The sequence below is a fragment of the Stieleria bergensis genome (assembly GCA_007745635.1).
Classification (GTDB): Bacteria; Planctomycetota; Planctomycetia; order Pirellulales; family Pirellulaceae; genus Stieleria; species Stieleria bergensis.
This window is the reverse complement of the sequence record CP036272.1, coordinates 6,990,834-7,016,474: the sequence shown is the minus strand read 5'-3', so window position 1 is coordinate 7,016,474 and position 25,641 is coordinate 6,990,834. Positions and strand designations below refer to the sequence as shown.

15 protein-coding genes are annotated in these 25,641 nt (G+C 54.1%); 8 read left to right on the top strand and 7 right to left on the bottom strand.

The annotated features are described in order from the left end of the window. Window positions 1–49: 49 nt before the first annotated feature. Window positions 50–3,274, top strand: coding sequence for an error-prone DNA polymerase (locus tag SV7mr_RS24670; RefSeq protein WP_145277706.1), 3,225 nt, complete (start codon window positions 50–52; stop codon window positions 3,272–3,274). Window positions 3,275–3,349: 75 nt separating this feature from the next. Here SV7mr_RS24670 and SV7mr_RS24665 read toward each other — a convergent pair whose 3' ends face one another. From SV7mr_RS24665 to SV7mr_RS24645, 5 genes are all read right to left on the bottom strand, one after another. After that, a complete protein-coding gene (locus SV7mr_RS24665) occupies window positions 3,350–4,141 on the bottom strand; it encodes a hypothetical protein (RefSeq protein ID WP_145277704.1) in 792 nt (263 codons plus the stop codon). A 366-nt stretch (window positions 4,142–4,507) separates the two neighbouring features. After that, window positions 4,508–5,737 carry a lipid-A-disaccharide synthase gene (gene lpxB / locus SV7mr_RS24660; RefSeq protein ID WP_145277702.1) on the bottom strand — a complete coding sequence of 410 codons (1,230 nt, stop codon included), beginning with the start codon at window positions 5,735–5,737 and terminating at the stop codon, window positions 4,508–4,510. Between the two features lie 243 nt (window positions 5,738–5,980). Further along, window positions 5,981–9,265: a sulfatase-like hydrolase/transferase gene (locus tag SV7mr_RS24655; RefSeq protein ID WP_145277700.1), complete on the bottom strand. Its 3,285-nt coding sequence runs from the start codon at window positions 9,263–9,265 to the stop codon at window positions 5,981–5,983. 128 nt (window positions 9,266–9,393) lie between these two features. Then, window positions 9,394–10,698 (bottom strand): DUF1552 domain-containing protein, encoded by a 1,305-nt coding sequence (locus tag SV7mr_RS24650; RefSeq protein WP_145277698.1) that lies wholly within the window; start codon window positions 10,696–10,698, stop codon window positions 9,394–9,396. Between the two features lie 25 nt (window positions 10,699–10,723). Beyond that, window positions 10,724–13,324: a DUF1592 domain-containing protein gene (locus tag SV7mr_RS24645; RefSeq protein ID WP_145277696.1), complete on the bottom strand. Its 2,601-nt coding sequence runs from the start codon at window positions 13,322–13,324 to the stop codon at window positions 10,724–10,726. A gap of 268 nt (window positions 13,325–13,592) precedes the next feature. Between SV7mr_RS24645 and SV7mr_RS24640 the strand changes: the two genes are divergently transcribed. Together SV7mr_RS24640 and SV7mr_RS24635 are read left to right on the top strand one after the other, a co-directional pair. Beyond that, window positions 13,593–14,273 (top strand): nitroreductase family protein, encoded by a 681-nt coding sequence (locus tag SV7mr_RS24640; RefSeq protein WP_145277694.1) that lies wholly within the window; start codon window positions 13,593–13,595, stop codon window positions 14,271–14,273. A gap of 281 nt (window positions 14,274–14,554) precedes the next feature. Further along, window positions 14,555–16,126 carry an alpha/beta hydrolase gene (locus tag SV7mr_RS24635; protein ID WP_145277692.1) on the top strand — a complete coding sequence of 524 codons (1,572 nt, stop codon included), beginning with the start codon at window positions 14,555–14,557 and terminating at the stop codon, window positions 16,124–16,126. Window positions 16,127–16,419: 293 nt separating this feature from the next. Here the strand turns inward: SV7mr_RS24635 and SV7mr_RS24630 are convergent, their stop codons facing one another. After that, on the bottom strand, window positions 16,420–16,653 hold the full coding sequence (locus tag SV7mr_RS24630; protein WP_145277690.1) for a hypothetical protein: 234 nt from the start codon (window positions 16,651–16,653) through the stop codon (window positions 16,420–16,422). Window positions 16,654–16,724: 71 nt separating this feature from the next. Then, window positions 16,725–17,507 (bottom strand): hypothetical protein, encoded by a 783-nt coding sequence (locus tag SV7mr_RS24625; RefSeq protein WP_145277688.1) that lies wholly within the window; start codon window positions 17,505–17,507, stop codon window positions 16,725–16,727. Between the two features lie 615 nt (window positions 17,508–18,122). On the opposite strand from SV7mr_RS24625, the gene SV7mr_RS24620 reads away from it, so the two are divergent. From SV7mr_RS24620 to SV7mr_RS24600, 5 genes are all read left to right on the top strand, one after another. Beyond that, the gene (locus SV7mr_RS24620) at window positions 18,123–19,526 is read left to right on the top strand and encodes a sialate O-acetylesterase (protein ID WP_145277686.1); all 1,404 of its coding nucleotides are present in this window, start codon (window positions 18,123–18,125) and stop codon (window positions 19,524–19,526) included. After that, on the top strand, window positions 19,526–22,081 hold the full coding sequence (locus SV7mr_RS24615) for a DUF1592 domain-containing protein (protein ID WP_145277684.1): 2,556 nt from the start codon (window positions 19,526–19,528) through the stop codon (window positions 22,079–22,081). Before SV7mr_RS24620 ends, SV7mr_RS24615 begins: the two co-directional genes overlap by 1 nt. Before the next feature lie 2 nt (window positions 22,082–22,083). Beyond that, window positions 22,084–23,445, top strand: coding sequence for a DUF1552 domain-containing protein (locus tag SV7mr_RS24610; RefSeq protein WP_145277682.1), 1,362 nt, complete (start codon window positions 22,084–22,086; stop codon window positions 23,443–23,445). 3 nt (window positions 23,446–23,448) lie between these two features. Next, window positions 23,449–24,135 carry an SGNH/GDSL hydrolase family protein gene (locus SV7mr_RS24605; protein WP_145277681.1) on the top strand — a complete coding sequence of 229 codons (687 nt, stop codon included), beginning with the start codon at window positions 23,449–23,451 and terminating at the stop codon, window positions 24,133–24,135. A gap of 404 nt (window positions 24,136–24,539) precedes the next feature. Next, window positions 24,540–25,337 carry a hypothetical protein gene (locus tag SV7mr_RS24600; RefSeq protein ID WP_145277679.1) on the top strand — a complete coding sequence of 266 codons (798 nt, stop codon included), beginning with the start codon at window positions 24,540–24,542 and terminating at the stop codon, window positions 25,335–25,337. Window positions 25,338–25,641: the final 304 nt, after the last annotated feature.

The following is a 25,641-nucleotide window of genomic DNA, read 5'->3' as shown; positions in this document are numbered from 1 at the left end:
GGTGTTGGCAATGCGCCCAGGCGGGATTTCTGGCTTTCTAACGAGTGAAATGGGACGGAGGTTGGAGAGGCTCATGGCGGGCTATGTCGAACTGCACTGTAAAAGCAACTTTTCCTTCCTGCGCGGCGCTTCTCATCCCGATGAGCTGGTGCAGCAAGCCGCGCGGTTGGGCTACACGGGTTTAGCGCTGACCGATATTGACACGCTTGCCGGTGTGGTTCGTGGCTATGGGGCTGCGAAGCACTTGGCGGAGGAAGATGATGCCCTTGCCGCAGATCAGCCACTTCAATACATCGTTGGGGCTGAGATCCATCCGAGCGATGCGCCGCCATTGGTGGTTTGGCCGTCGGATCGAGAAGCCTATGGTCGATTGTGTCAGCTGATTTCTCGTGGCCGTTTGCGTGCCCAGAAAGGCCAATGCCTGCTGCATTGGGCCGACGTCTGTGAATTCTCCCAGGGCCTGTTGGCCGGTGCTTTTCAGTCAGCTTCTTGGGCCAACGATGGTGCTCAACGCCAGGCTTCCGATGATGGCGATCAGTCGATTGAATTGACAGCTGAGTTCCTTGGCGGACCGTTTCGAGACTGCTTTGCTGATCGAGGCTATTTGTTGGGCTCGCTGCACTATGGGCCGGATGATCGACGCGTGCTGCAACAGTTGCAGATGTGGTCGCAGCAGTCAGCTGTGCCGTTGGTGGCCAGTGGCAACGTCCACTACCACCATCCTGAGCGGATGCTGATGCACGACTGTGTGACTGCGATTCGAAATGGGACCACCATCGATCAGGTGCATTCGCAGCGTTTGGCAAATAGCCAGTTCCACCTCAAGCCTCTGGCTGAAATCCAGCAGCTGTACGCCGCAGCGCCTGGATCCATGGAGCGAACCCTGGAGATTGCATCGCGTTGTCAGTTTTGCCTTTCGCAGTTGCGGTACGAGTATCCGTCGGACCTGGCCCCGAAAGGCATGACGGCCATCGAGCATTTGAAGCGTTTGACCTGGGAAGGCGCCAAGCAGCGCTGGCCGGAACACGTTCCAGAAAGTGTGCTGGAGTTGTTGCGGCACGAAATCCGCTTGATTGAAGACTTGAGCTATGAAGCCTACTTTCTGACCGTTTGGGACATCGTTCGATTTGCTCGCAGCCAAGACATCCTTTGCCAAGGTCGTGGGAGTGCAGCCAACTCCGTGGTCTGTTACTGCCTGGGAATCACCAGTGTTGATCCCACCCAGAACGATTTGTTGTTCGAGCGGTTCATTAGTCGCGAACGCAATGAAGCACCGGATATCGATGTCGATTTTGAACACCAGCGTCGCGAGGAGGTGTTGCAGTATCTGTACCAAAAGTACGGTCGTGATCGGGCTGGGATGACGGCAACCGTGACGACGTATCGCAGCAAGAGCGCCATGCGTGAAGTCGGCAAATCGCTGGGGCTTTCCAACGACATGCTCGATTCCTTTTCAAAGCTTGTCGGGCATGTGAGCCGTAGCCAGCCCGATGAGGATGGATTTACCGATCGGCTGGATCAGTGTGGACTGGACATTCAATCAGACATCGGGCAGCGTTTTGTTTACCTCGTCCGATCCTTAATGGGATTTCCTCGGCATCTGTCTCAACACGTCGGTGGGATGGTGATGTCCGCCGGACAGCTCTCGGCGCTGTGCCCGCTGGAGAATGCAGCGATGGAGGGTCGCACGGTGATCCAGTGGGACAAAGACGACTTGGATGAACTGGGGATTTTGAAAGTCGATGTGCTGTCTTTGGGGATGTTGTCCGCTCTTCATCGTTGTTTCGATTTAGTCGCCAAGCATCATCAGGTTTCGCTATCGCTGTCCAATCTTCCGCCAGATGACCGGCCGACGTATGACATGATTTGCCGAGCGGACACCGTCGGAGTCTTTCAGATTGAAAGCCGCGCGCAAATGAGCATGCTGCCCCGCTTGCGGCCTCGTTGTTTCTACGACCTTGTCATCGAAGTGGCGATTGTGCGTCCTGGCCCAATTCAAGGTGACATGGTTCACCCGTTTTTAACCGCACGCCAAAATCCCGATGCGGTGGTGTATCCAAGTGATGCCATTCGAAAGGTTTTAGAAAAGACGCTCGGTGTGCCGTTGTTCCAGGAACAGGCCATGCGTCTTGCGGTGGTCGCGGCCGGTTTCACGCCCGGTGAGGCTGACCAGTTGCGGCGGGCGATGGCGGCTTGGAGGCGCCCCGGCGTGATTGACAAGTTTCGCGAAAAGCTGATGAAGGGCATGCAGGCCAATGGTTTAACAGGCAAGTTTGCCGAGCAAGTCTTTCACCAAATCCGGGCCTTTGGTGAATATGGTTTTCCAGAGTCGCATGCGGCCAGCTTTGCGCTTTTGGTGTACGCCTCCTGTTATCTCAAGTGTCACTACCCAGCCGCGTTCTGCTGTGCACTGTTAAACAGTCAGCCGCTGGGTTTTTATGCTCCCGCCCAGCTGGTCGCCGACGCCAAGAAGAATGGTGTTTACATTTGGCCGGTGAATATTAATTCCAGTGATCTGGAAAGCACGTTGGAGGCCGATCCTAATCGTCGTCAACCAGGCCTGCGGCTTGGATTCCAGATGGTGCGTGGGCTGCCAGTTGAATCCGCAGAGACGATTGTGGCCGAGCGGAAGCGCGGCGGCGCGTATCGAAGTGTGAATGATCTGGTGCAGCGCTGCCAGCTTCGCCCGGCCGTGTTGTCGCTATTGGCTGATGCCGACGTTCTGTCTGATCTGGTCGGTGATCGGCGAGCAGCGATCTGGATGGCGCTGGGTCAAGATGATGATCCAGCGAGCTCGCCACTGTTTTCCAGTATCGAAGACGATGAGGAGATTCCTGATCAGCTGATTGCAATGTCGCCCAGTGAGGAAACTCATGCAGACTATCAGACGGTCGGTCTAAGCTTGAAAGCGCATCCCATTTCATTCCTTCGCGACGATCTTCAAGACCAGCATGTCACCGCAGCTGCTGAATTGATGCAGTTGCGCGATGGTCGCCGCGTGCGAGTCGCTGGATTGGTGCTGTTGCGTCAGCGCCCATCGACTGCCAAAGGGATTTACTTTGTGACCTTGGAAGACGAAACCGGGACAGTGAATCTGGTGATCTTTCCAGATACCTGGGATCGCTTTTTGCGGATCGCCAAGACAAGCCAGGCTTGGTTAGTGGGCGGAAAGCTAGAAAACCGCCAAGGCGTGATCCATGTGATCGTCGACCATCTGACTGACCTGTCCGATCAAGTGGGACAGTGGCGACAGCGATCGAGGGATTTCCATTAAACAACGCCGCTGGCCACAGCAACGGCCCGTTGAGTGTCTTCGCTGGCGGCCTGTCGTGATTGATCGCTGGAACGATTACAGAATCGATTCGGCAACCAAAGCCTTTTGGTCTTCACTGATCGCATCAACGCGCCATTCAATACCGCCGTCTTCCCGGTTAAAGGAATACTCTAAGGTCATTTTGATCTTCAAAGCGTTCGGGCCGGTGCCATTGGCAAAGTAAACGTCGGCCATCAGCCGCCCGTAGTGCGTGTGCAACAGAATCGGTGCGTAGCGATGCCATTGCATGTCTTCAGGGTACTTCATCAAGTTGGCTGAGACTGTCTCGCTGAAATCGTCGTAGTCATTGGCTCCACCACGTTCCGCCGCCAACCGCGCCGCTTCTGCTGCTTCGGCTGCATAACGTGCGTCCAAGTCCATGTTGGTCCCGTAGCGCTGTTGGTGCTCTTTTTGAAGTTCTCGCAGGTAGTTCTTTTCGCCTAGAGCGGCAAGCCGGATGTACTCGCGACCAAAATGCTCCGCCTGTCCGCCGATGGTCTCTTGTTTCATGTATTGCATCATGCCGCCCCAGAAGCTGAATAACAGCGCGATGCTAATGCCAAGTTTGGCTGCCAGCGTTCCGACGGGAGGTTCACCGGCGCGTGTCTTCCGCAGGGCGATCGCACCGAAGATCAGGCTCAAGGCCCCGATTCCAATCAGTCGCCATTCGATCAGCGCAAGTACGCTGAACAGTGAGAGCACCAAGCAGATGATGCCCGTCACTCGGATCGGAGAAGTGGTGGTCAGTTCTTCATCGCCACCTTCGCCAGACATCACAGCGCCAAGCGAGTAACGATTAAACGGATCGTTGTTGTCTTGTTCAGTCATCAAACGGGCCAAGCGGATTCAGTGCACGGATGTTTCGGAATTCGGCTGATTTCTGGCTGCAACTCTGGCAGCGAATCGAATCAAGTGTAGAACGTCGCCGCCGATCAGGAGCCTGCTAGGACCCCAACCGAGACGCAATTCAACCTTGAACCTACGTAATCAACAGGCCGATGGTTTGCCCGAACGGCGGGGGATGGGCAAAAAACAAGTTTTTCGCCGGACCAGAGGGTGAACAGGCCAACGGAACGCTGCATCAGGATGCGACCAGAGTGATTCCCAGGCCAGTGGAGCGGATGGGCCGGGTAGGAGACGCTGTTGGCGGCACGATTAGGCCGTCAGAGCTTGCTGAATCGCCTGAGCGGTCCGTCACGCGGCCCGCTGAGTTTCGGGCTGGTCATTGCGGGGGAGATGGCTGTCAATCGCTTGGGCGGCCCTGCTGGTCGCTCCCGGCTCCGCATAACGCTGGCCAAGTTGCGTGAGTTGGCGCTGTTTCTTGGCAAAGTAGTCTGCGTCTGACAGCATCCGGTTGATGGTCTCGGTCAAAAATTCAACCGCAGGCGCTGAGTTGCCTACTGAGACGATTTCCGGAAACACTCGATCTGCCGGCGGAGGTAGCTCAGTGTCTTGTGAGTGCTCGAGTGACGTTTCCTCTAACGGCATCATGTTCGGCAGCGTCATGCTTTTGGCTCGTACAACCAGTTTGGCAAACAGGTTCAGGAAACGCCCAATCCGGTACAGGACGACCGCCGGTGTTTGTCGAGCCATCAATTCAAGGCTGACCGAACCACTGACCATCATCGCGCATTTGGAATGCTCAATGATTTCACTGGTGCAACCGAGATAGAAATCGATCGGCAGTTGGCTCGCTTCGGGGTGTGACCTGCAAAACTCCAGATGCTTTTCCCGATAAGCAGCCACGGCGAAGCGGGCGTCCGGATGCTTTTCTGATAGCCGTTTAATGGCCTGCACCATGATCGGCCAGTTGCGATGAACCTCATGTGTTCTGGATCCAGGGAGCACCGCCACGGTGGATTCGCTTTCGCTGGCGCGGCAAAGTTGTTGCAGCCGATCAGCGTCCAGAGTGGATTCCGCCACGGCATCGAAAAAGGGGTGGCCCACCAATTCGGTGCTCATGCCATGCCGGCTAAAGAACGCTTGCTCGACCGGTAGCACGCAGAGGACGTGATCAACCGTTCGCTTCATCTTTTTAATTCGCCAAGCAGCCCAAGCCCATAATTGCGGCGGGCAGTAGTAGAACACGGGAATCCCATAGCGTTTAGCACGCTTTGCGATGTGCCAATTGAACCCCGGGAAGTCGACGAGCACCACCGCATCGACCTCGCCCGCAGCGAACAGGGCCTCGGCTTGATCGGCAAAACCAAAGAACTGCTTGATCTTCGGCAAAACTTCCAAAATTCCAACCACCGCATGTTCTGTCAGGTCCAGGTCGATCTGGCAGCCAGCCTGCTGCATATGCTTGCCGCCAAAGCCGCGCAGGTTCCACTCGCGATTTTGTGCTAGCAATTCACGAACCAGGCGCGCGGCATGCTGGTCGCCGCTGGGTTCACCGACTGAAAAAAAGATGGTCTTGCTCATGTCTCTTGGTTACCCAAATCGCCGATTCCCGTCAACAGAAGTCTGTGGTGGGAGAGCTGTGGGATAGGGCTTTCAGGCAGAAGTTGCGTTTGCCGGTGCCATTCCCGCCGGGCTCTCAGGAGTCGCCTGCCTGGGTTCGTTTGCTCTCTGGCGGCTGCGATGCAGGCGCAGACCGGACTTTAGCCAGCCGGATCGCAAGAGCGTTTGGGCAGCGTGGGAGCGGTCACTTTTCATGAAGCGGGTTTATCGAACGTCAATTTGCAGCGGCCATCCGGGGACCGTTTCGTTACTCGGTTTGCGATCGGCGTTCATGGTGTGCAATTGCAGGGTGACCTGACGGTTCGTTTTGTCAAATAAGATGATCCCGTAACCGTTGTATCCATTGGCTAGGCCGCGAACGGTTAACTTATTGCCAAACCGATCGTGATGATTTCCTGAACCTGTCACACCAGGGAACTCGCGGCCTTGTGCGGGCACACTGGGTTGCCATTTGCGGTTGGGGTTGGATGCGAAAGCTGGCAGCGAATAGCTCCAGGGGCCATCGCCCCAGTCGTTAATCCCGTGTTGATGGAGAGTTCCAAAATGGATATCGCCGCTGATCATCACCGCTCCGGACGGCACGATGGCTTTTAGGGCTCGATTTCGTGCTGACTGAGGCCAACCATTGGAGTCCATGTCCCCGTAAGTGACGTCATAGTTACCGATGTTGACAAAGGGTGACTGTGAAAGCACCGCAGCGAGTTGACGATTTCGTTTGACGTCCAGCGCCCAGGCGCTGAGGAAGTCTTCTTGCGTTTTACCCAGCAGTTGCAAGTCAGGTCGGTCAAGTTTGGAAGCATCAAATGCAGGGTCCATGATGACTTCTGGGGTGCGATTCGGCTTGTCCGTTCTTGGGTCCGGAATCGCTTGCTTGACCACCGTGGCGGGCGGAGATTTGAACTTGCGGTCTTCCAGGATGGCAAAGCTGACGCCACCATATTCCAAGGCTGTGAAGTAGGCGTTGATCCCATCACCCCACGGGCCAGGCGAATGTGCATCGGGCAGGTTCCAGGTCTGAGTTTTTTCAGCAGCATTCACCCAATCAGGATGCATGGGATAACCGCCCGTCGTGCGGCTGCCGTTCATGCGCCGACCGCCGTCACCCCAAAGGTCGTTGGCATAAATATCATGGTCATCGGTGATCATGATTGAGGGTCGGTCACGTAGGACTTGGCGAAAAATCATTCCAAACCGCCGCCATTTGGCTAAGTAGTTCGCCATCGCCTTGGGCACCTCTTGCGTCGTGTTCGCTTCGACGATTTGTCCGCCGGCGTTGCTCTCATAAATCTGATCGCCTGCGAAAAAGATCAGGTCGGGGTCTTGCTTGACGATCTGCTCGATGGCTTCCGCATAAGGAGCATACTTGTCGTTCACGCACGCGATCGCCGCCAGCTTAAGAACGGCTCGATCGGTGGGTTCGGCACGAATGATTCCTGTCCACTGACTTTTGCCACAGATGACCCGATAGGCCTTCGGTTGAGTGCTGTCCCAGTTTTCGACGCGAAAGGTCGCCATCGCGGTCAGAGGATCGATTTGCGTTTCGGCAATCGTTTGCCAGCCGTTCTTCTCTTTCAGTTGGAGCTCGGCCATGGCGGCGATTGGATTCAGCGGGTCGGCATCGGTGTGCGCTGCAAGCTTCAGGGTGTGATCTGCCAGTCCATACTGCGTCCACAGGACACTGGGTTGGCTAGGCTCAGCCGAATCGATTCGTTCGACGGACGCAAAATAGGCTCCGTGCTTTTTGCCATCGGGCGTGGTGAGTTCCGTCCACAACTCTGTTGGGCCAGCAGGCAGATCCAGCAGGAAATCCGCGGTGGTGTCACGTTTGGGATCGTTGATGACGAGCGTTTTTTTCTGGCCGGCAATCTTGATCGCCGCCTGCGTTGAATCAATGGGCTGGTCGGTCGATGACGGCCAGCGAGAGAGCGAGATGCGATACTGGCCTTCCCTGGCAACGTTTATCCGCCACGGTCCGTTGGCAATCATTCGTCGCGTGACATGACTGCGAGCCCAGGGGGGATTTCCAGGTGAAACGGTCCATTCCTGGCTGGTTAAGTCGGTTGGGTTTTCGAACTCAGATCCAACCAGGATGCGAGTGGGCTGCATACCGGACTTTACCGAATCGAACCAAGTTTGGTGATCAGCAGTCAACTGTTTGACGATCTCTGGATGCTGCTTAGCGAGATTGTTGCGCTGCTCTGGATCAGCCTTGATATCGTAGAGTTCTTTGCCTTCGACCAGGCGCCAGCGTGTTGTCATCGCGGCGCCGATCTCCCACAGGTCACCTGGCTTGCGATACCCATTGCCGCCATGCATTTGCGTGTGCAAGGTTCTTTCTTTCCAGGCCGGGTTGGGGTCGGTGATCAATGGGGTGAGTGATCGACCGTCTAAAGGGGGCCAAGAGTCGGGGCGTGATAGGCCACACAAGTCGATCAGTGTTGGAGTGATGTCCAGGTGTGCGGTCAGCGTCTGGATGTCGCGTGGTTGTCCAAGCTTGCCGGCCGGCCAACGAACAAACAGCGGCACACGATGTCCACCATCATAGGCCGAGCTTTTTCCGCCACGCATGTTGGCGTTTTCGGCTGGGTTGACCGGCCATCCATAGATTCGCGATCCCTCTCCGAACCGTGCTCCAGCGGAGGTGCCGTTGTCGGTCAAATAGATCACAACGGTGTCTTGTCGAAGCTTTTCGTCGTCCAGGAACTTGAGCAGGCGACCCATGTTCCAGTCAAAGTTTTCGACCATTCCCCTGAAGCTCGCCTGTGGTTCCTTGATGCCCGCTTCAAGAAAACGACGTTTCCATTTGTCAGCAACAATGTAGGGCCCATGAGGGGCATTGGTGGCTAGATAAACAAAGAAAGGCTTGCTGCCACCCGCGTCGGTGACTGAGTCGCTGATGAACTTCATCGATTCGTCAAACCACACATCAGTGCAATAACCTTCGAACTTCTTCCACTGGTCGCCAACTAAATAGGTGTCATCAAAGTAATCGTTTCCCCAGTAATCAGAAATCTGTGTCAGGCCACCGCAGCGATGCCAGGTGCTGGTTTCAAACCCTTTGTCCATTGGTCGTGATGGAGCACAGTCACCTAGGTGCCATTTGCCAAACATTCCCGTGGAGTATCCATTGCGTGTGAAAAGGTCGCCCAGGGTTTTTTCACGCGCATGTAATGAGGTCAGTCCAGAGGAGGTTCGGTACGCGCCTGTTCGCGCGGGGTACCGACCGGTCATCAACGCGGCTCGCGTCGGTGTGCAAAAGGGCGAAACATGGAAGTCCGTAAATCGCACTGATTCTGAATGCAGCTGATCAAGATGCGGCGTTTTCAGCGTCGGATTACCATGGCAGTAAAGGTCGCCATATCCCTGATCATCTGTCATGATCAGAATCACATTCGGCTTCGCCGCATGCAGGTGATTTGTTGGGCTGCAAAGCAGCGCAAGAAACAGAAGTGTCAGCCAGCCGATTGGAAACTTGAGTGAAGACAACATGAACGACAATCGCCTCGAGAGAACATAAATAACTTGTAGGCGGTTAGTCTAATCGATGGCTGATTTTCTGACGCCGTATTCGCAGTCTGCTCAGATAGAAACGCATTGAATGTTTGCTTGTTGACGAGCTAAGTGGTCAGGACTTCACTGATGTCCGCGGTACTATCGGCGAAACGCGTTGTCTGCTGCCCGAGTTGATTGGCGATGGTCACGAACAGGTTGGCAAGCGGTACGTCATCTTGATAGTGGAGGTGTGCCCCATGATTGAATCCCATGTTCTTGCCACCGCTGAGGATGATGGGATAGTTGGTTGCACGGTGTGTCTTGCTGGTCGCACAGCCGTAGAAGCACAGCGTATTGTCGAGCAATGTTCCGTCGCCTTCTTGAATCGCGTCAAGTTTGCCAACGAAGTCGGCGTGGAGCTGGTTCAGAAAGCCAATGTATTTGGCAACATCGGCGTAATCTTTCTTTTCATGGGACAATCGGTGGGCGCCAGCGGGTAAACCGATCGCTCGTGGGAATCCTTCTGCCGGGCCGGCTTCCTCAGCGGCTGTTTGAAAGGTGGCGACGCGAGTGGAATCGGTTTGAAACGCCAGCACGAGTAGGTCATACATCATTGCGAGGTATTCTCGTGGCGTATTGGCGTTGACTTCCAAGTCCATGTCACGTGAATCGATCTTGGGTTTCGGTGTCTTCTGCCACTTTTTCGCTCGCTCGGTCATCTTTTCGACTTCGCGAACGGATGCCAAATAATCATCCAACTTCCGGCGGTCGTTGGCGCCAAGGCGAAGGTTTAAGCTATTCGCTTCGTCCAGTACTTCGTCGATGATACTGCCACGACTTGCCAGAGCGTTGCGTTCTGACTCTGTGACTTCACCAAATAGCCTGCGGAAGATCTCTGCTGGTCGATTCAGCGCAGGGATCGGTCGACCACTACGATCAAAGGAAAGCGTTGATGAACGGTAAGGTCGATTCACGCCGCCCATGGAGGACATTACCAATGATCGATAACGCGTATGATTGCCGATCGACTGTGCGATGGATTGGTCAATGGAAATTGATTGCTTATCGTATGTCTTTAGCAGGTTGGCGCCCGTCAAGAAAACGTCGGCACCTTTATGAGCCGACGTGGTCCGCATCGACGGGTGCGAGAGGCCGGACAGGAACGTGACTTTATCCCGCAGTGGCATAATGCATTGATGCATTTCTGGGGCTTTGTAATCCCTGCCTGTACCAACTGGGAACCAGCCGTTTTGCAGTCGGTCTTCTGCATCATCTGCTGGCATTGGCACTCCATAGGCAAAGTAGCCACCAAAGAAACGCTTCTTTCGATCGGATGTGGTTTCGTCACCCATGCATTCCATCCACGGCAAGGCCACGCTTACGCCGGCCGACTTGAGGATGGTTCGTCGCTTTAAGTGCCATGATTTCATGGTTGATTCCCTAAGCTTGAGTCTTTTATCGCGTCAAAAAGGGTTCTGACAGGACGATTTGTTCGATGATGATGTCGAATCGATCTTGATGGTCTTGCACCACTTCGCAGATTGCGTCCACCGCAGAGCGATCGGTTAGTTCGAGGTAGCGACCGAGGCCGTATGCCATGGCTTTACTGACCACGGCGCGACGGAATTGCGATCGTTTTTCTGTCAGAATGTAGTTTTTTAAATCGCCCAAGTGGTTGAGTGTCTTGCCGTTTTTTAGCTTCGTGGATGGATCGACGCTAACCACTTGAAACGGGGGTTTCACATTGGTGTCAACGTTTCCTTCACGCCATTGCCCCAGGGCGTTGTAATTTTCTAAGGCGACGCCCCACGGGTCAATCTTGCTATGGCAATCACGGCAACTGGCGACTTGTGCATGAGCTTGGAGTCGCTCTTTTAGCGAGAGCTTTGATTCGTCTTGCGGTTCAGGCTCAGGGAGATCGGGGACATTGGGCGGAGGAGGTGGTGGTGGGTCATCAAGCAGGCGTTCCAAGATCCAAACTCCGCGTCGAATTGGATGTGTTTCGGCACCAGTTGAGTTGCCAAAGAGCATGCTTGCTTGAGTTAATAAGCCACCGCGGTGATGTTTGCGATCGAGGTTGTGGACGTCAAAGCCTCCGCTAATCCCGGGGATCCGATAGTGTCTGGCAAGATCAGGATTCAATATTGCAAAGTCCGAATCAATGAACTCGCTGATGCTAAGTTGATTCCTCAGTACGTGGTCAACAAAGCGAATCGACTCCTGTTCAAACAGGTCTTTGGTGGTCTCGCGAAAGCTAAAGTACTCCGGGTTCACCGCCAGTCGCCGCACTCCCGCAAGGTCCAGCCACTGACTGGTGAAGTGTTGGGAGAAGGCTTTTGATTTAGGGTCACCAAGCATGCGCCGAGTTTGCGCCAGCAAGGTTGTTGGATCATGGAGTTTTTCTTGCTTCGCCAATTCAAAGAGCTCATCGTCCGGCATGGAGCTCCAAAGGAAATAAGACAAACGTGACGCGAGTTCGAAGTCCGTCAGCCTACGTTTTTCTAGCGAGCCTGGGTCGGAAAGCGTTGCGGTTTCAGGTTCGCTGATCAAGAGAAAGTGAGGGGAGCACAGTACCGCGGTCAAGGTTGAAATCGTTGTGGCTTCGAACGAGTTTTCTTGTTTTCTCAGTCGCTCAAACAAGTCTACTTTGCGTTCAATCTCTTGTTCGCTTACTGGGCGGCGAAACGCGCGCGGCATGAAAGACGTTAGCATCTGACGCATCGCGACGGATTCATTCTCGATTGGCAGAGCGTCCGCTAGAATTGATTGTTTGGGCTTGGCTGGCCACTGCGGATAGTGATTGCAGATGATTTCGACCCAGTCGATATTGAGTTTGGGCAAGTCCTCATAGGCTAGGCTGCTTGTGCCACGTCGATAATCATTGAAGATCCGAAAGTAGGAAGGTCGCCCTGGTTTGTTGGACTGGAACGGAAAGTTGGCTCCATGGACTGAGAATTCGTATGTCCGAGGTTGTTGTGACCGCACTTCAATATTGGCGGCTTCTTTTTGATCTGAGACGCCTGCGCCACGGAAAGAGCCTAGTTCGCAGGAGAGTCTGGGGAAGGTTTGTCCTGCACCTGGGACCGCGGAGCAGTGAACACGAATCTTCACCGGTGCATCATGCGGCACGTTGTACATCTCAACGCGGAATTCGGGTTGGTGCCCCGATCGGCCGTCTCCTCCAGCGCCCCCTTGCTTTCTGGGTGCAGTATAGGGGTCAGAGGCTTTATCGCTTGGCCGATTGCCGGCCAGCAGGATTCCTCCTGGAGTGAGTTCTCCGTGGTCGAGGACAAACTTTCCAGCGTTTTTTTTACTGCTGCTTTGAGTTTGTCGATTGGTTTTGAGTGTCATGCTGACACTTGTTTTCGGCTTTGCTTTTTTCGATTGCTTTGGGTTCGTTGGTGTTGCCGGCTTGTTTGGGAACGCTTGCTCTGGCTCCACTCGGACGAAGTATTCTGGCGGTTGTTCTTCTGGCGCCAGGATAATTCTTTCCAACGCTCGTCGAGCGATGCGTTCGAAGTATTCGATATGGAGAGCGGATGTGCCTAAGACGCTGGAGTTGTTCTTGAAGCCTTCCTTTGCAGCAGCTTCTGGTGGCAAGTCTGTTGCAAAGCGTAGATCAAGATGCAGCAGGTCACGAAGCGTGTTGCTGTATTCATAGGCTGTCATGCGGCGCATCACATTGCGCCCACCGCTTGAGCGTTGCGATTCCAATGCTTGCCGCATCATGTCCGTTAGTCGGTCAGCAACGGCTTGGCGTTCAGTTGCAGTGGGTTGGAGTTTGGCGTCTTCGGGGGGCATCTCGCTGACATTGATCAGGTCAAGCACCTCCTGCCACACTTCCGCATCGTTACCGTGTAGGGGGTCGGGATCGAGTCGATCGAGGCGCAGTTGAGCCTTTTGCTGATCGGGGCCATGGCAATCGTTGCAGTATTTCACAAGAAATGGTTTGACGATAGCGTTGAAGGGCTCGGTCTGGTCAGGTTCGTCGCTCCGGGCCTTGGTAGGCAAGATCAGGAGCGTCAGCAGGCAGGCGATAGAAGCAGGAGTATTCATGCAGCTCGTGACGGCGAGAGAAGCGACAGATCATCAAAGACCATGAGATCCGCTACAGCATATTCAGGTGTGGGAGAGAGGCTAGGTTTTGCAGTATAGCTTGTGGCGATTCAATCATGATTCAGATTTAGGTTTCGAGAAGAGATTCAAGCGGGGGGATTTGGCTAGGGGCTTCATTGCGCTTTCGACTATCAATATTTCCACGTTCTGCGAAAATGGTGAGGTTGAGGCAGTTTTGCAGTATGCGTGTTGAGATTGGGGCTGAGCGATGAAGACTTCTGACGAAACTCATGTACCGCTGGAGAATTTTCAAGAGTTGCCGATTGAGACGATGCGGGAACGAGCAGTGGCGTTCCATCAGGAGTTGTCAAGGCGTCGATCCGTCCGCAGTTTTTCAGCGCGACCGGTTGGTCGGGCGATCATTGAGTCTTGCGTGGCAGCAGCGGGGACAGCACCGTCGGGGGCTAATCACCAGCCATGGTTCTTTGCCTGTATTGGTTCGGCGGATTTGAAGAGGCAGATTCGTGAAGCGGCCGAAGCCGAAGAGCGGTTGTTTTATCAGCAGCGAGCGCCGGAGGAATGGCTCGATGCGTTGGCTCCGATTGGAACGGATGCACAGAAGCCTTACATGGAAACCGCGCCTTGGTTGATTTGCATCTTTGCTCAGCGGCGCGGTGGGGTGACAGTCGGTGAGGATCGCAAGAACTATTACATCAACGAAAGTGTCGGTATTGCTACAGGGATATTGATTGCAGCGTGTCAGCAGGCCGGATTGGCGACGTTGGTGCATACGCCGAATCCGATGGGCTTTCTCAATCAGTTTTGTGGCCGGCCAGATCACGAGCGTCCCTTTTTGATTTTGGTTGCCGGATATCCAGCCGACGGTGAGATGGTGCCCAAGCACGCATTAAAGAAGAAGCGGTTGGAGGAGATCTCATGTTTCCTGTAGTTCAGGTCTTGTCATCCTGTGGCGGGGGGCTCAAGTCCTGGTCAGGGTTTCACGGCATTGGGGATTTGGTTAGGGAATGCGAGAAGTTGTGTCGTTCGTTTTCCCGCCGAGAGCAAGTTCAGTGGGTTCGTGACGAATCGAGGGATTGGGTTTCGTTATGATCATGTGATTAAACAAGTGAAGGGCTGGCTGTGTTTTGTCCGGTCGAACTTATTTTTCTGAAGTGACTTCAAGCGTATAGCGGCGAGATTGTGCATCCAACCATCAGGCAAAGATCGTTTATGTTGCGTGCCGCCGTGTGGGGCGTCATGGTGATGGCAGTGTTAGCCGTCATTGGTATGGTTTCAGAGTCGATTGGGTTCATCACTGAGTCAACCGACCAAGGTCTTAGGAGTCGAGTATTTCGTTTGGTTCTGTTGGGATTCGCGAACTTAGCTTTTCTAAGTTTTCTGGCATTGAGCGCGGGGCTGTATTTCTGGGCGCGAGTAGCTCGATCGCTTCCCGACTTGCAGGGTTGGCATTTACAGAAGCCGTCCTCTGAGTTTAGTGCGAGCGAGATATCCGAGCAGTATTCGTTGGATGATTACTTTGCGCAGGAGGAAAGGGTGTTCGACGAGTTGGAGCAACTTGCTTGTTCTGACTGGGCAGACGAGTTCACGGGGGCATACAACCGCTTTGATTCGAGCAGCGTTTGCCATCCTCTGGAGACGGCGACACGGAATTGGAATCGTTCCCATTGTTTGCAAGCGAAGCGTCCTATTGGCGGTGTGCTGCTCTTGCATGGGCTTAGTGATTCTCCCTATTCGATGCGAGCGATTGGGGAGCGTTTGCACGCAGAGGGATATACGGTGGTTTGGCTGCGGGTTCCTGGGCACGGGACTTGTCCGCGCGCTTTAGCAGAGGTTTCTTGGCAGGACTGGGCAGCGGCGGTTCAGGTAGCCGTCAAGGGGTTGCGTGATTTGGTGCCTGAGGGATTGCCACTGATTTTGGCTGGGTATTCCAACGGTGGTGCGTTGAGTTTGAACTACGTGCTTTCGGCGATTGAAGATTCGAGCTTGCCGAGCATCGAATCGGTACTGTTGTTTTCACCGATGATTGGTGTGAATCCATTGGCGAGGATGACGCACCTGTACCATGCGGTGGGGCTTTTTTCTCGCAACGAAAAAGCCAAGTGGTCGAGCGTATTTGCGGAGATTGATCCGTACAAATACAGTTCATGGCCGATGAATGCCAATGTGCAAGCTTGGCGTTTGACAAAGGTAGTGGAGCGAAAGCTCGCGGCATTGGAAAAAGCTCAGAAGTTAGATCGACTGCCAGCGGTTTTAGCCATGCAGTCGGTAGTTGATGCGACGGTGGTTGTACCAAAGTTGATCACGCTGCTGTTTGATCGCTTGTCGACAACGTCGTCCGAGCTAGTGCTATTTGACGTGAATCGCATGGAGCGATTGAGCAATTTGCTGAACCTTTCATTTGAGTCGACCGTTAAGCCGCGACTTGCCCGTGAAGGCCGGTCGTACAGGCTGTCAGTGCTACGCAATCAGTCGGGGGAATCGAATCGGGTCGCATTGTTTGTTCGGCAGCAAGGGAGTTGGCGCGAATTCGCGGTGGACGGGGTATGGCCTCATGGGGTCGTTTCGCTGTCCCATGTTGCTGTGCCATTTTCTCCCAGCGATCCTGTTTATGGAGAATCCAATTTGGAGCATCGCGACTCGTTGGGAGCGATCAGTATGCGTGCGGAGCCGAGCGCGTTGATGATCCCGAGTTCGCTGTTTGTAAGGTGTCGGCACAACCCCTTCTACGATTTCATGGAAGACCACCTCATCGAGTGGCTGCAGTCGCAAGCAAGCGACTAACTCTTCGCCTCTCTTCGAAGGGGTCTCTTCGAAGGGGCCTGACCCCGTCAGGAAGGGGTCTGGCCCTAATGAGGAATGGCAGGATGGGCTGCCTGGGAGCAGGAGGCGGGGTGGGTGGTTTTGTCGGTCGGCGGGGCTGGGATTTTATTGCTTCGTGGCCGGCCCAGAGGCATTCTGGAGCGTTCCGCAGCAGGCAGGGCGCACAACTCTAGCCCGCAAGCTCTCAGAAAGCTTGAAAAAGATGACAGGTAATCGGCGGCCACCACCGATAGGGGCTTCCGTCTAACTGCGATTCAGATCTGCAACACCACGCGAGCCTGCTTGCGGATGAAATAGGCATCTCCGCTCACATGCTTCCGCTCCTCTGACATCGAGTCCAACGAACCGGCAACACTCCCAAACAACTCGCCAAATCGGTTCGCCATCGATAACCAAGCCTTCGCCGGTAACTTGGAAAACCTGAGCGCCGCAGGAAGCTCAATCTCGCCGTCCTCATGCATCCCCAGCGTCCATTTCAATAACTCCATGTAACGCTCAAAGCTGATCGGCAAGAACCCCTTGTCGCTACAACGCTTCCCCGATCGACTCGGCGCCGAACCTACCGCATCTTGCGCCTCGTCAAGCTCCAACTTCGATAACACCCGGCAACGATCCGCACCCTTCTCTCGCAAATCAAAGCGGTGCCGACGAGCCAACGCCTCCGCCTGAGCCTGATCCGCTTCGTACTGCGCTCGCAAGACCTCTGTGATCCGGTGCCCCAACGCCCCACTGCTATGCTGGTCAAATGGCTTATCACAAGACCCGCTCGAATCCGATTCAAGTCGATGTAGACCGTGCACGCCAACAAAGCCGCATCATCGACCAACCGAGTCGATCCATAACGCCCAGCCCAAAAACTCCCACGTCGACCGTCTTCGTAATTCGCCCGCTGAGCAAGGTACTGATTGAGTTGCTTCATCAAGTGCGAACAATCACTCAACTCAGCTCGGCACTTCTCCAGCTTCTCCTTGTTGGCCATCAACATCTCGATAGCCTGCTCAGAGGGCTGCTTGAAATTCCCGTCCTTGTCCGGCTGACCTGACAACGCACTCAGCCAACGCTCGGCCACCTGGCGATCGGTCAAAGACGCAGCAATGTCGGGGCGAGTGCGAACGTTGAGGTGATAGTGATTCGACAGCACGCCATAACTGAGCAGCTCAATGCACAGATGTGCAAACAGCTGGTTCATTTTGTCCACCAGCCAGCCCTGGCGATAGGAAAAGTCCTCGCCGGTGTCTGGATTTTTGCCTAAGAGATAAAGGCCATCAATGGTCCGATTATAGAGGTGCACCGCTTCGACCTGATGAGGATCGAGCACCTCTGAACGAGGGTCACGACACATAAACGCAAGGTTCCTAAGGAAAAGCAGCAGGACCTAGCCACGCGTACCTGCCAGTACCATGCGTTTAATCAAAGGGCGGATCTTCACACCCTGAAAGGATTTCTCGTATTACCTTACTCCCGGCACCGTTTGTCAAGAGTGGATTGATCTTCGGCGGAAAAATCTGCAGGAAGTTATCGTTGAGCATGGAGCAACGTAACCCGAGCGCTAAATGGTTCGCTTGCTTCGATTTCTCAGCCCGTCAACAATGAATGAGGAGCCGTGACGCCATTGCGCTGACGTATTGACGTGACATCGCTTTTTCACTTCAGTGGCGGCGCTAGCTTTTGGTGGTTCGGCACCCCAGGAGAGGCCACCGTGATGGCAATTCGCAATTGCCGGGCCAAGGTGAACGGCGGTGCAACCTGGCACTGTGCTCGGACTCGCGAGTCCACTCCTTCAGGCCAGCGTTCGAATTGGGCTCCAAAACCCGAACATTCGCTGGCTCACATGCTATTATAACCTTCGCCTGGCCCTTCTTTATCCGCTTGCATCGGCGCTAAATCCAAAAGGAAGACCATGGTGGGAAGCATTTCGCACTCCGATTTATCAGCAAGGAAAATGAGGTAGCTCTTCATGCAATGGCGTAGTCCTGCACGCGCGATGTTATGGGCATTGATCATCGTAGCCGTCTCAGCAAAATCAGCGTTGGCCCAGTCCCCCGTCAAAGTCTTTATCCTGTCAGGCCAGTCCAATATGGTCGGCGCAGGAAAAGTAGACGGAGGCAGCAGTCGGTGGGGATCTCAGTTTTTGGAACCCACCGTGTCTGTCTACGAGGGACAGTATGACCCGGCAGTTGACTACGACTCTCTCAAGCCTCTCAAGACGCTTAAGTTAGACAAGTTCGGTGGCACCGAGCCAACTCCTTATCCTGGCGGTGGCGTGCAGGTAACGCGTGGCTCTGTTCAAGTTAACGAAACAGGAGTCTATCAATTCCGTCCCGGCTATGGCGGATCAATGGATAACGTGATGGAAGTCGACGGCAAAGAGGTGCATCGCAAGCGAGCGGGTGAAGGAGCAGTTCGAGTTGATATCAAACTAGAAGCTGGGAAGAAGGTGCCGTTCAAAATCACTTACTTTAGCAACGACGCCAATGGCCTCGGCTGGATCGCTCGCATGGATGTGCCGGGGGCTCTCTCGACGCTCGTCAAGCAACATGGTATGTATCCCTACTTGATGAATGAACAGGGACAGTGGGTGTCCCGTGATGACGTTTGGTACAAGGGTGTCGTCACGGCTGGCGGCAGTCGATGGCTGGGTGTCGATGGAGGTCGGATCGGCCCCGAGGTCGGTTTTGGACACATCGTTGGGAATGCCATCGATGAACCCGTTCTGATTCTGAAGACCTCCCAGGGCAATCGCTCGCTCTCTTGGGATTTTCTGCCGCCGGGAAGCGAACGCTTTGAGCACGATGGTAAGGTCTACGCGGGCTACAAAGAATCTCCCTTGTCATGGGAGAAAGGGGCCGATCCTGAGCCCATTAACTGGTATGCGGGCAAACAATACGACGACTGCTTTTCGGCCGCTCATGAGGTGTTGGACAACTTCGACGAACAGTTCCCTCATTGGAAAGGCCGCGGTTACGAAATTCAAGGTTTTGTCTGGTGGCAGGGGGACAAAGACCGATATGTTGAAGCGCACGCGATGCAGTATGAGAAGAATCTCGTGCACCTGATCAAAACGCTTCGCAAAGAATTTAAAGCGCCAAACGCCAAGTTTGTCCTCGGAACGTTGGGGCAAACTCAAAAAGAAAACGCTGCCGGAAACGAGAAGTTTATCCTGGAGGCTCAGCTTGCAGTTGATGGCGAATCCGGTAAATACTCGACCTTCAAAGGCAACGTGGCAACCGTTTACACAAACCCGCTTAGTCAAGGCGGCGCATCCAATAGCCATTACAACGGTAACGCGCAAACCTACATGGACGTCGGGATCGGCCTTGGCAAAGCGATGGTGAAATTGTTGAAGTTGGATAACGAGTAATGCGACAACAAACCTCTCTTCTTTCGATCTGCGTTCTTCTCGTCGGCGTCGTCGCTGGTGCACAGACGCATGCAGAAGACTCGTCCGCGTCGCGTTCACTTGCTTCGCAGTCCAAGGTGTGGCCGTTTCTTCAGTCGCATTGCGTTGACTGTCATGGCGACGATGCCAGCAAGGGCGAGCTTTCGTTGCCAGGTTTGGGGGACTTGTCACGCGGAGGAGATGTCCAGCAATGGTCGCTGATTCTTGACAAGCTGCAATCCGGGGAGATGCCACCGGAAGATGAATCGCAACCTTCCGAAAAGCATCGCAGCGAAGCGATTGATTGGATTGAATCGCAACTGCGAATACAAGTCGGCAGGGATGCTGAGCATGCGCGACCCATCACGGCACGGCGGCTCACCAATGTCGAGTACCAGAACACCATGCGTGATTTGTTGGGCATCGATCTAAAGCTGACAGAAAAGCTGCCTAACGATCCTGTGAAGCCTTACCAGTTCAACAACACGGCGGAGTTGATGCGTTTGGGCCCCGAGCAGATCAATCGCTACTTGGAGTGTGCTCGTTCAGCGATGGCCAGTGCGATTGTTGATCCACAACAGCCTGAAGTTTATAAGACGCGCCGTGAGTGGCAGCCCTATGGCCGAGAAAAACAACTCGGCCTTGATGAGATCGGTGTGTGGGGCAATCGTCGCCACAGTCCTGCTTGGGGCATGGGGTTGAAAGGTTTTCCAAAGACGGGGGAGTTTCGTATTCGCGTGCAGGCTTCAGCTATCTTTCCTCCCGGTGTGGATGAGCTGCCCTTGCGTTTGATCATGGGCTATGGAATCAACGTCAACAGTGCCACGCAGCGCGTGCAACCTGTTGGCACGGTTCGGCTCCGCAACAGTCCCGATAATCCGCGTGTGATTGAGTTTCGTGGTCGCATCGAGAATTTTCCGCCGCAGCCAGGGAAAATTAAAAACGGCGAGCGTGGCCCAGACTCGATGGCCATTACGCCCCAGAATCTTTATGACGATGGTACTCTGAACGACGGTCGACGCGATTTGGCAATGCCACGTGCGGTGATCAACTGGATGGAGTTTGAAGCTCCTGTCATAGAAAAGTGGCCCCCGCTGCATCATACCCAGATCCTCTTTGATTCTTCGTTGCGGGATGAAGATCCAGCCGAGTACGTTCGGCAAGTGATCGAGCGATTTGTGTCGCGCGCCTTTCGAAGACCTGCAACGCCTGAAGAGGTCGCTCGGTTCGTGCAAATTTATGACTTGGTGCTGCCAGAATTGGGGTCATTGGAGGCTGCCATGCGAGAGACACTCTCCTTTTCTTTGGTTTCACCTCAGTTCTTATATCACACTGACGCCGCACCGGCAGTTGCTCTAAATCGCAGCGATGAAAACACAGGCAAGAACGGTTATGAACTCGCCTCAAAACTGTCTTACTTTCTTTGGGCGAGCATGCCTGATCAGCAATTGATGGATCTAGCTGCTCAAGGAACGCTTCATGATCCCAGCGTCATTGAGCAGCAGGTGAGGCGATTGTTGGCCGATCCCCGTTCACATGATTTTGTCGAGAACTTTACCACCCAGTGGCTAAGCCTCAACAAGCAAAAGACAGTGCCGATCAATAGTGAGCTGTTCCCTCGTTTCTTGTACTATGTTTCAGCCGGAGAGCGGCGAGGGACGGAGGTTCCTTATCGACCGACCATTCGCGACTACATGCACGATGAAACCGTCGGGTTTGTGGCGGAGCTTATTCGTCGCAACGCCAGTGTTTTGAATCTGGTTGACTCCGATTTTGTGTTCGTCAATCAGCCACTGGCAGTTCACTACGGCATTGCGGGGATTCAAGGTGACCAGTTGCGTCCTGTCCCGGTTCAGGCCAGCGATCAACTGGGTGGATTGCTGACCCATGGTTCAATCTTGATTGGCAACGGGACGGGGTCGGCGCCACATCCGATTTACCGCGCGGTCTGGCTGCGTGAGGCAATTCTGGGTGACGAAGTTGCACCACCGCCTGCGGACGTCCCTGCTCTGTCGGATTCAGCAGGTGAGTCCGCCGAATCGGCGCTCACGATTGGAGATCTGCTTCGTCAGCATCGCCAAAAGGAAAGTTGCAACGATTGTCATGCTCAGCTTGATCCCTGGGGTCTCCCCTTTGAGCAATACAATGCGATTGGCCAATACCAGCCTCTGGTGCCTCAGGAGGGAGTCCGGGTCAGTGGCTTTCAGAAAGACACTCACCGCGACCTTGCCGGTTATCAAGACTATTTGCGTTCCATCAGCACCGTTGAGGTAGCGGCGCGAGCGCGATTGCCGCACGGTCCTGAGGTTGACGGCATACGACAACTAAAGAATTATTTGTTGGAACACCGAAAACAGGACATCGCGGAGAATCTGATCCGCCGATTGCTAAGCTATGCAATCGGCCGCGAATTATCATGGCGTGACCGGTTTGCAGTGGAGGCTCTGGTAACGCACTCAAACAAGCATGGAAACAAGTTGCAAGACATGATCGTGTTGATCTGTCAGAGCGAAACGTTTCGGGGAAGCAAGGATTAATCATGACAACGAAATCTTGGCATCTGAACCGCCGCGACCTTCTACAGGGCGGTGGCCTCGGCCTCGCTCTGCCTTTGCTAAACGGAATGTGTCACGCCGAACGCTCTGCGGGTGCTGAATTACCCAAGCGTCTGTTTGTCAGCTATTTTGCCTACGGGGCCTACATGCCGGGCGGAAAGACCGGTGTTCCTGGCGGAAATCAGCCCCATCATGATTGGAGCTGGTGGCCGTGTAACGAACCAGGGCCACTGTCGTTTAATCAATCTGCTGCGCCGTTCGAACCCTTGGTTGATTCAGTGAGCTACCTGCGTGGCTTGGATCACAAGGGCGGCTGGAAGATGGGTGGTCACAGCAGCGGTGATGTCTTCGCCACCGGCGCGGACATGACTGAGCACGAAAAAACGAACAACATTTCCATCGATCAAGTTGCTGCAAATCGGCATGGTCATCAAACGCGTTATCCCTCTCTTGTTTTAGGGACAGAGGGAGGGACCGGCTCGTACGGTTCAAGTAAAACCTTGTCCCATCGAGGTCCGGGGCGAGCCATTCCATCGCTCCACAAACCGCAGGAGATCTTCAATCGCCTGTTCAAGCCTTATGCCGGCAAGGGAGTTCAGCAAGTCCGTGCAGGCTTGAAACGAGAGGCCAGTATTCTGGATTTGATGTTGGACAACAGTCACAGCTTTCAGCGGCAACTCGGTCGCGGAGACCAAGTCAAAGTCTCTGAATATCTGGAGTCGATTCGTGAACTCGAGAAACGCGTGGAGCGGACAAGCCAATGGACACACGCTCAGTTGCCTGACATTGACACGAAAGGGCTTAACATCGAAGTCTCTCACAAAGAGCCACAAGAGTACATCCGCTGTATGTACGACCTGATCTATCTTGCTTTTCAAACCGATAGCACTCGGTATGCAACGCTCATGCTAGAGAGCGAGCAGTCGCAGGGCAGTGAGCTATGGAACTATGCGACTTATGTCTTAGGTTACAAAGGAGCCACGCACGATATCGCTCACAAGCGTCCAGAAGACTACTCTGGGAAGTGGGATCGCTGGCGAGCTGAACAGCATGCCTATTTTCTGAAACGTTTGCATGAGACGCCCGAAGGCGATGGCAATCTGTTGGATCGGACCCTGGTGCTGTGGGGATCGGCTCATCCGCATGCCTCGCACAGTACCAAAAACTATCCCCTCCAATTGGCTGGCGGCAATCGACTTGGTTTTCGGCATGGCCAACTGCATGCGTTCGAAGGCGACAAAAAGGTGCCGCTGGCGAATCTGTTTGTCTCAATGCTCAATGCGATCGATGTGCCCGTCGAACGATTCGCTGACAGCACTGGAAACCTCAACCAGTTGATGGGATAGTCAATGTTGTGCCGCCTACGTCTTATTGCTTTGCTTGCTTGCTGGCTCCTGCCCACGGTGGTGGTTGCGCAGGATCAGTCGCTGCCACAGGTCTTGATCATTGGCGACAGCATTTATCAGCAGCCGTCGGCAGAGGTCTCCAAAGCGCTCAAAGGCAAAGTGAAGGTGGTTTTCGCCGCAATTCAGCCAGGTGAAGTGCGCAACACACAAACGGTGCTCAACCAGCTTGATCAGTTACTAAAGAATCAAAGCTGGGACGTCATTCATTTCAATCTCGGTCTCGGCGATTTGGTTTACCGAGCTCCGGGAATGAACTCGTTTCGGGTCATGCCGATTGATGCCGGCGGAGTCCGGGCCACAAGCCCAGCGCAATACGAGCAGAATTTGGACCAGCTCGTCAAACGCCTCCAAAGCGGTGGAGCGAAGTTGATTTGGGCCAGCACAACTCCGATTCGGCATTCGGGAACCAAACTGTTCGTGAAAGGATCGGAGATAGAGTACAACGCGATCGCTGAGAAAGTCATGCGTCGCCATGGCGTTGCGATCAATGAAATGTATGGGTTTGTCAAGGATCTGATCGACATGGACAAGCCCGCCAGTCACAACGCTGATCCCTTCTTCTTCGATCGAAAGCCCATTCATCAGCCGATCGTGGATTCGGTGTGTAACGAGCTTGGATTGTCGCTCTAGGAACTCTTGGGCCCCGTTGGCTCATTGCGAGTGATGCGTCGCAATGTCTTGGTCAAGTTCAGTAACCCCCGGGATTGAGGCGTGTTTGCGCCATTGGGTGAGTTGGTCGTGGCAAGCACCGCTCTGTCACCGATTCATGATCAGAGTCGGATCTAAAGACGCTCCTATTAGGTGACGCAGTGGAATTTGCGTTGTGATTGGTTGCCGTTATAACTGGACCCCTTCTGGATTGATTTGGGGAAACAAGTGAGATTTGGATCAAGAAGTGAAGGTTTTCATTACCAAGAAACTAGCTTTCTGATAACGAATGAACTGATTGAGCGTGCCATCACATGATTTGCCGGCAGGCACGCATTGAGTCCAGAAAGAAGTGTCCCCTGCTCTCTACACCTTAGTTTCCCACCATGTTGAGCCTTACAAAACATTGGATCGCCGCTTTGGCGACGGTCTGCCTGATGTCTTCGTCATTGTTTGCTGAAGTCGTGATTGTTGAGAACTTTGGCGGCGGAGGCGCTGCACTCAATGGAACGACCGCTGACACCTTTTCCGGCGGAATCGTCACTGCGGGTGGTTCAGCAACGTGGCAGGCTGGCAGTAGTTTTCAGGACAATGGTGCAACAACGTTCAACACACAAAGTGCGTTCTTGGACCTGGGTAGCTTCGTTAACGACTCCAAGGGTACCGCTGACGGTCTATTCGATCTTTCGGCCACTATCAGTCCGACGAGCGGAGGTTGGCTGGCCATCAGCTTCTTTAATGATGATGCCAACACTGATCGTCACTTCGCGGAAAGTATCGGTTCTGGCCAAGGGTCGTTGCTCTACCGAGACACTGGCGAGTTAGATGGTTTTGGTGGCCCTGGTGCTGACAACAATATCGATGGGCCGAACGGATTAACCGGTGACCAGCAGTTAACCGTCGTGCTTGACTTGCGAACACATGATAACACGACCGATTTCGGTAACATTAGCTTTTACCAGGGTGATTCAGAGACCGGTGCTTTGCTAGGCACTCATTCCTATACCAGTGACGGGGATTTCCAGTACGTCGGGATCTCTAACAATCGAAACACACTTGGTTCATTTTCAAACTTCCGGCTCGAGCAAGTCTCTGCGGTTCCCGAGCCCGGTTCCTTAGCGGTCCTGGCATTCGCTGGCATCATTCCAGTGCTGACTCGCCGTAAACGCCGCGCTGCCAGCTGAGTTTCAAGCCCATCGATGCAGCACACTCTGAAACGCTCCGTCGATCCTTCAAGAATGATGAGCCGGTTCGGTCCGAGTCGGCCTCTGCGAGCGTTTGACTTTGCTGTCGACGGCGAAGGCCCTGCCCTAAGTGACAGCATCGTTTTGGGGAGCTGTGAAGACGGTTTGCTACGAAATCTTGTGCGAGACCTGTGCCAGCAAAGATCTCTGCACGTCTTTTTGAAGCACGAGAACTGGAGAAAACAGGGCTGAAACCGGCTGGAATCGTGTCCTTTTGGCCGGGCAGGAAACTTTTGAAGATTCT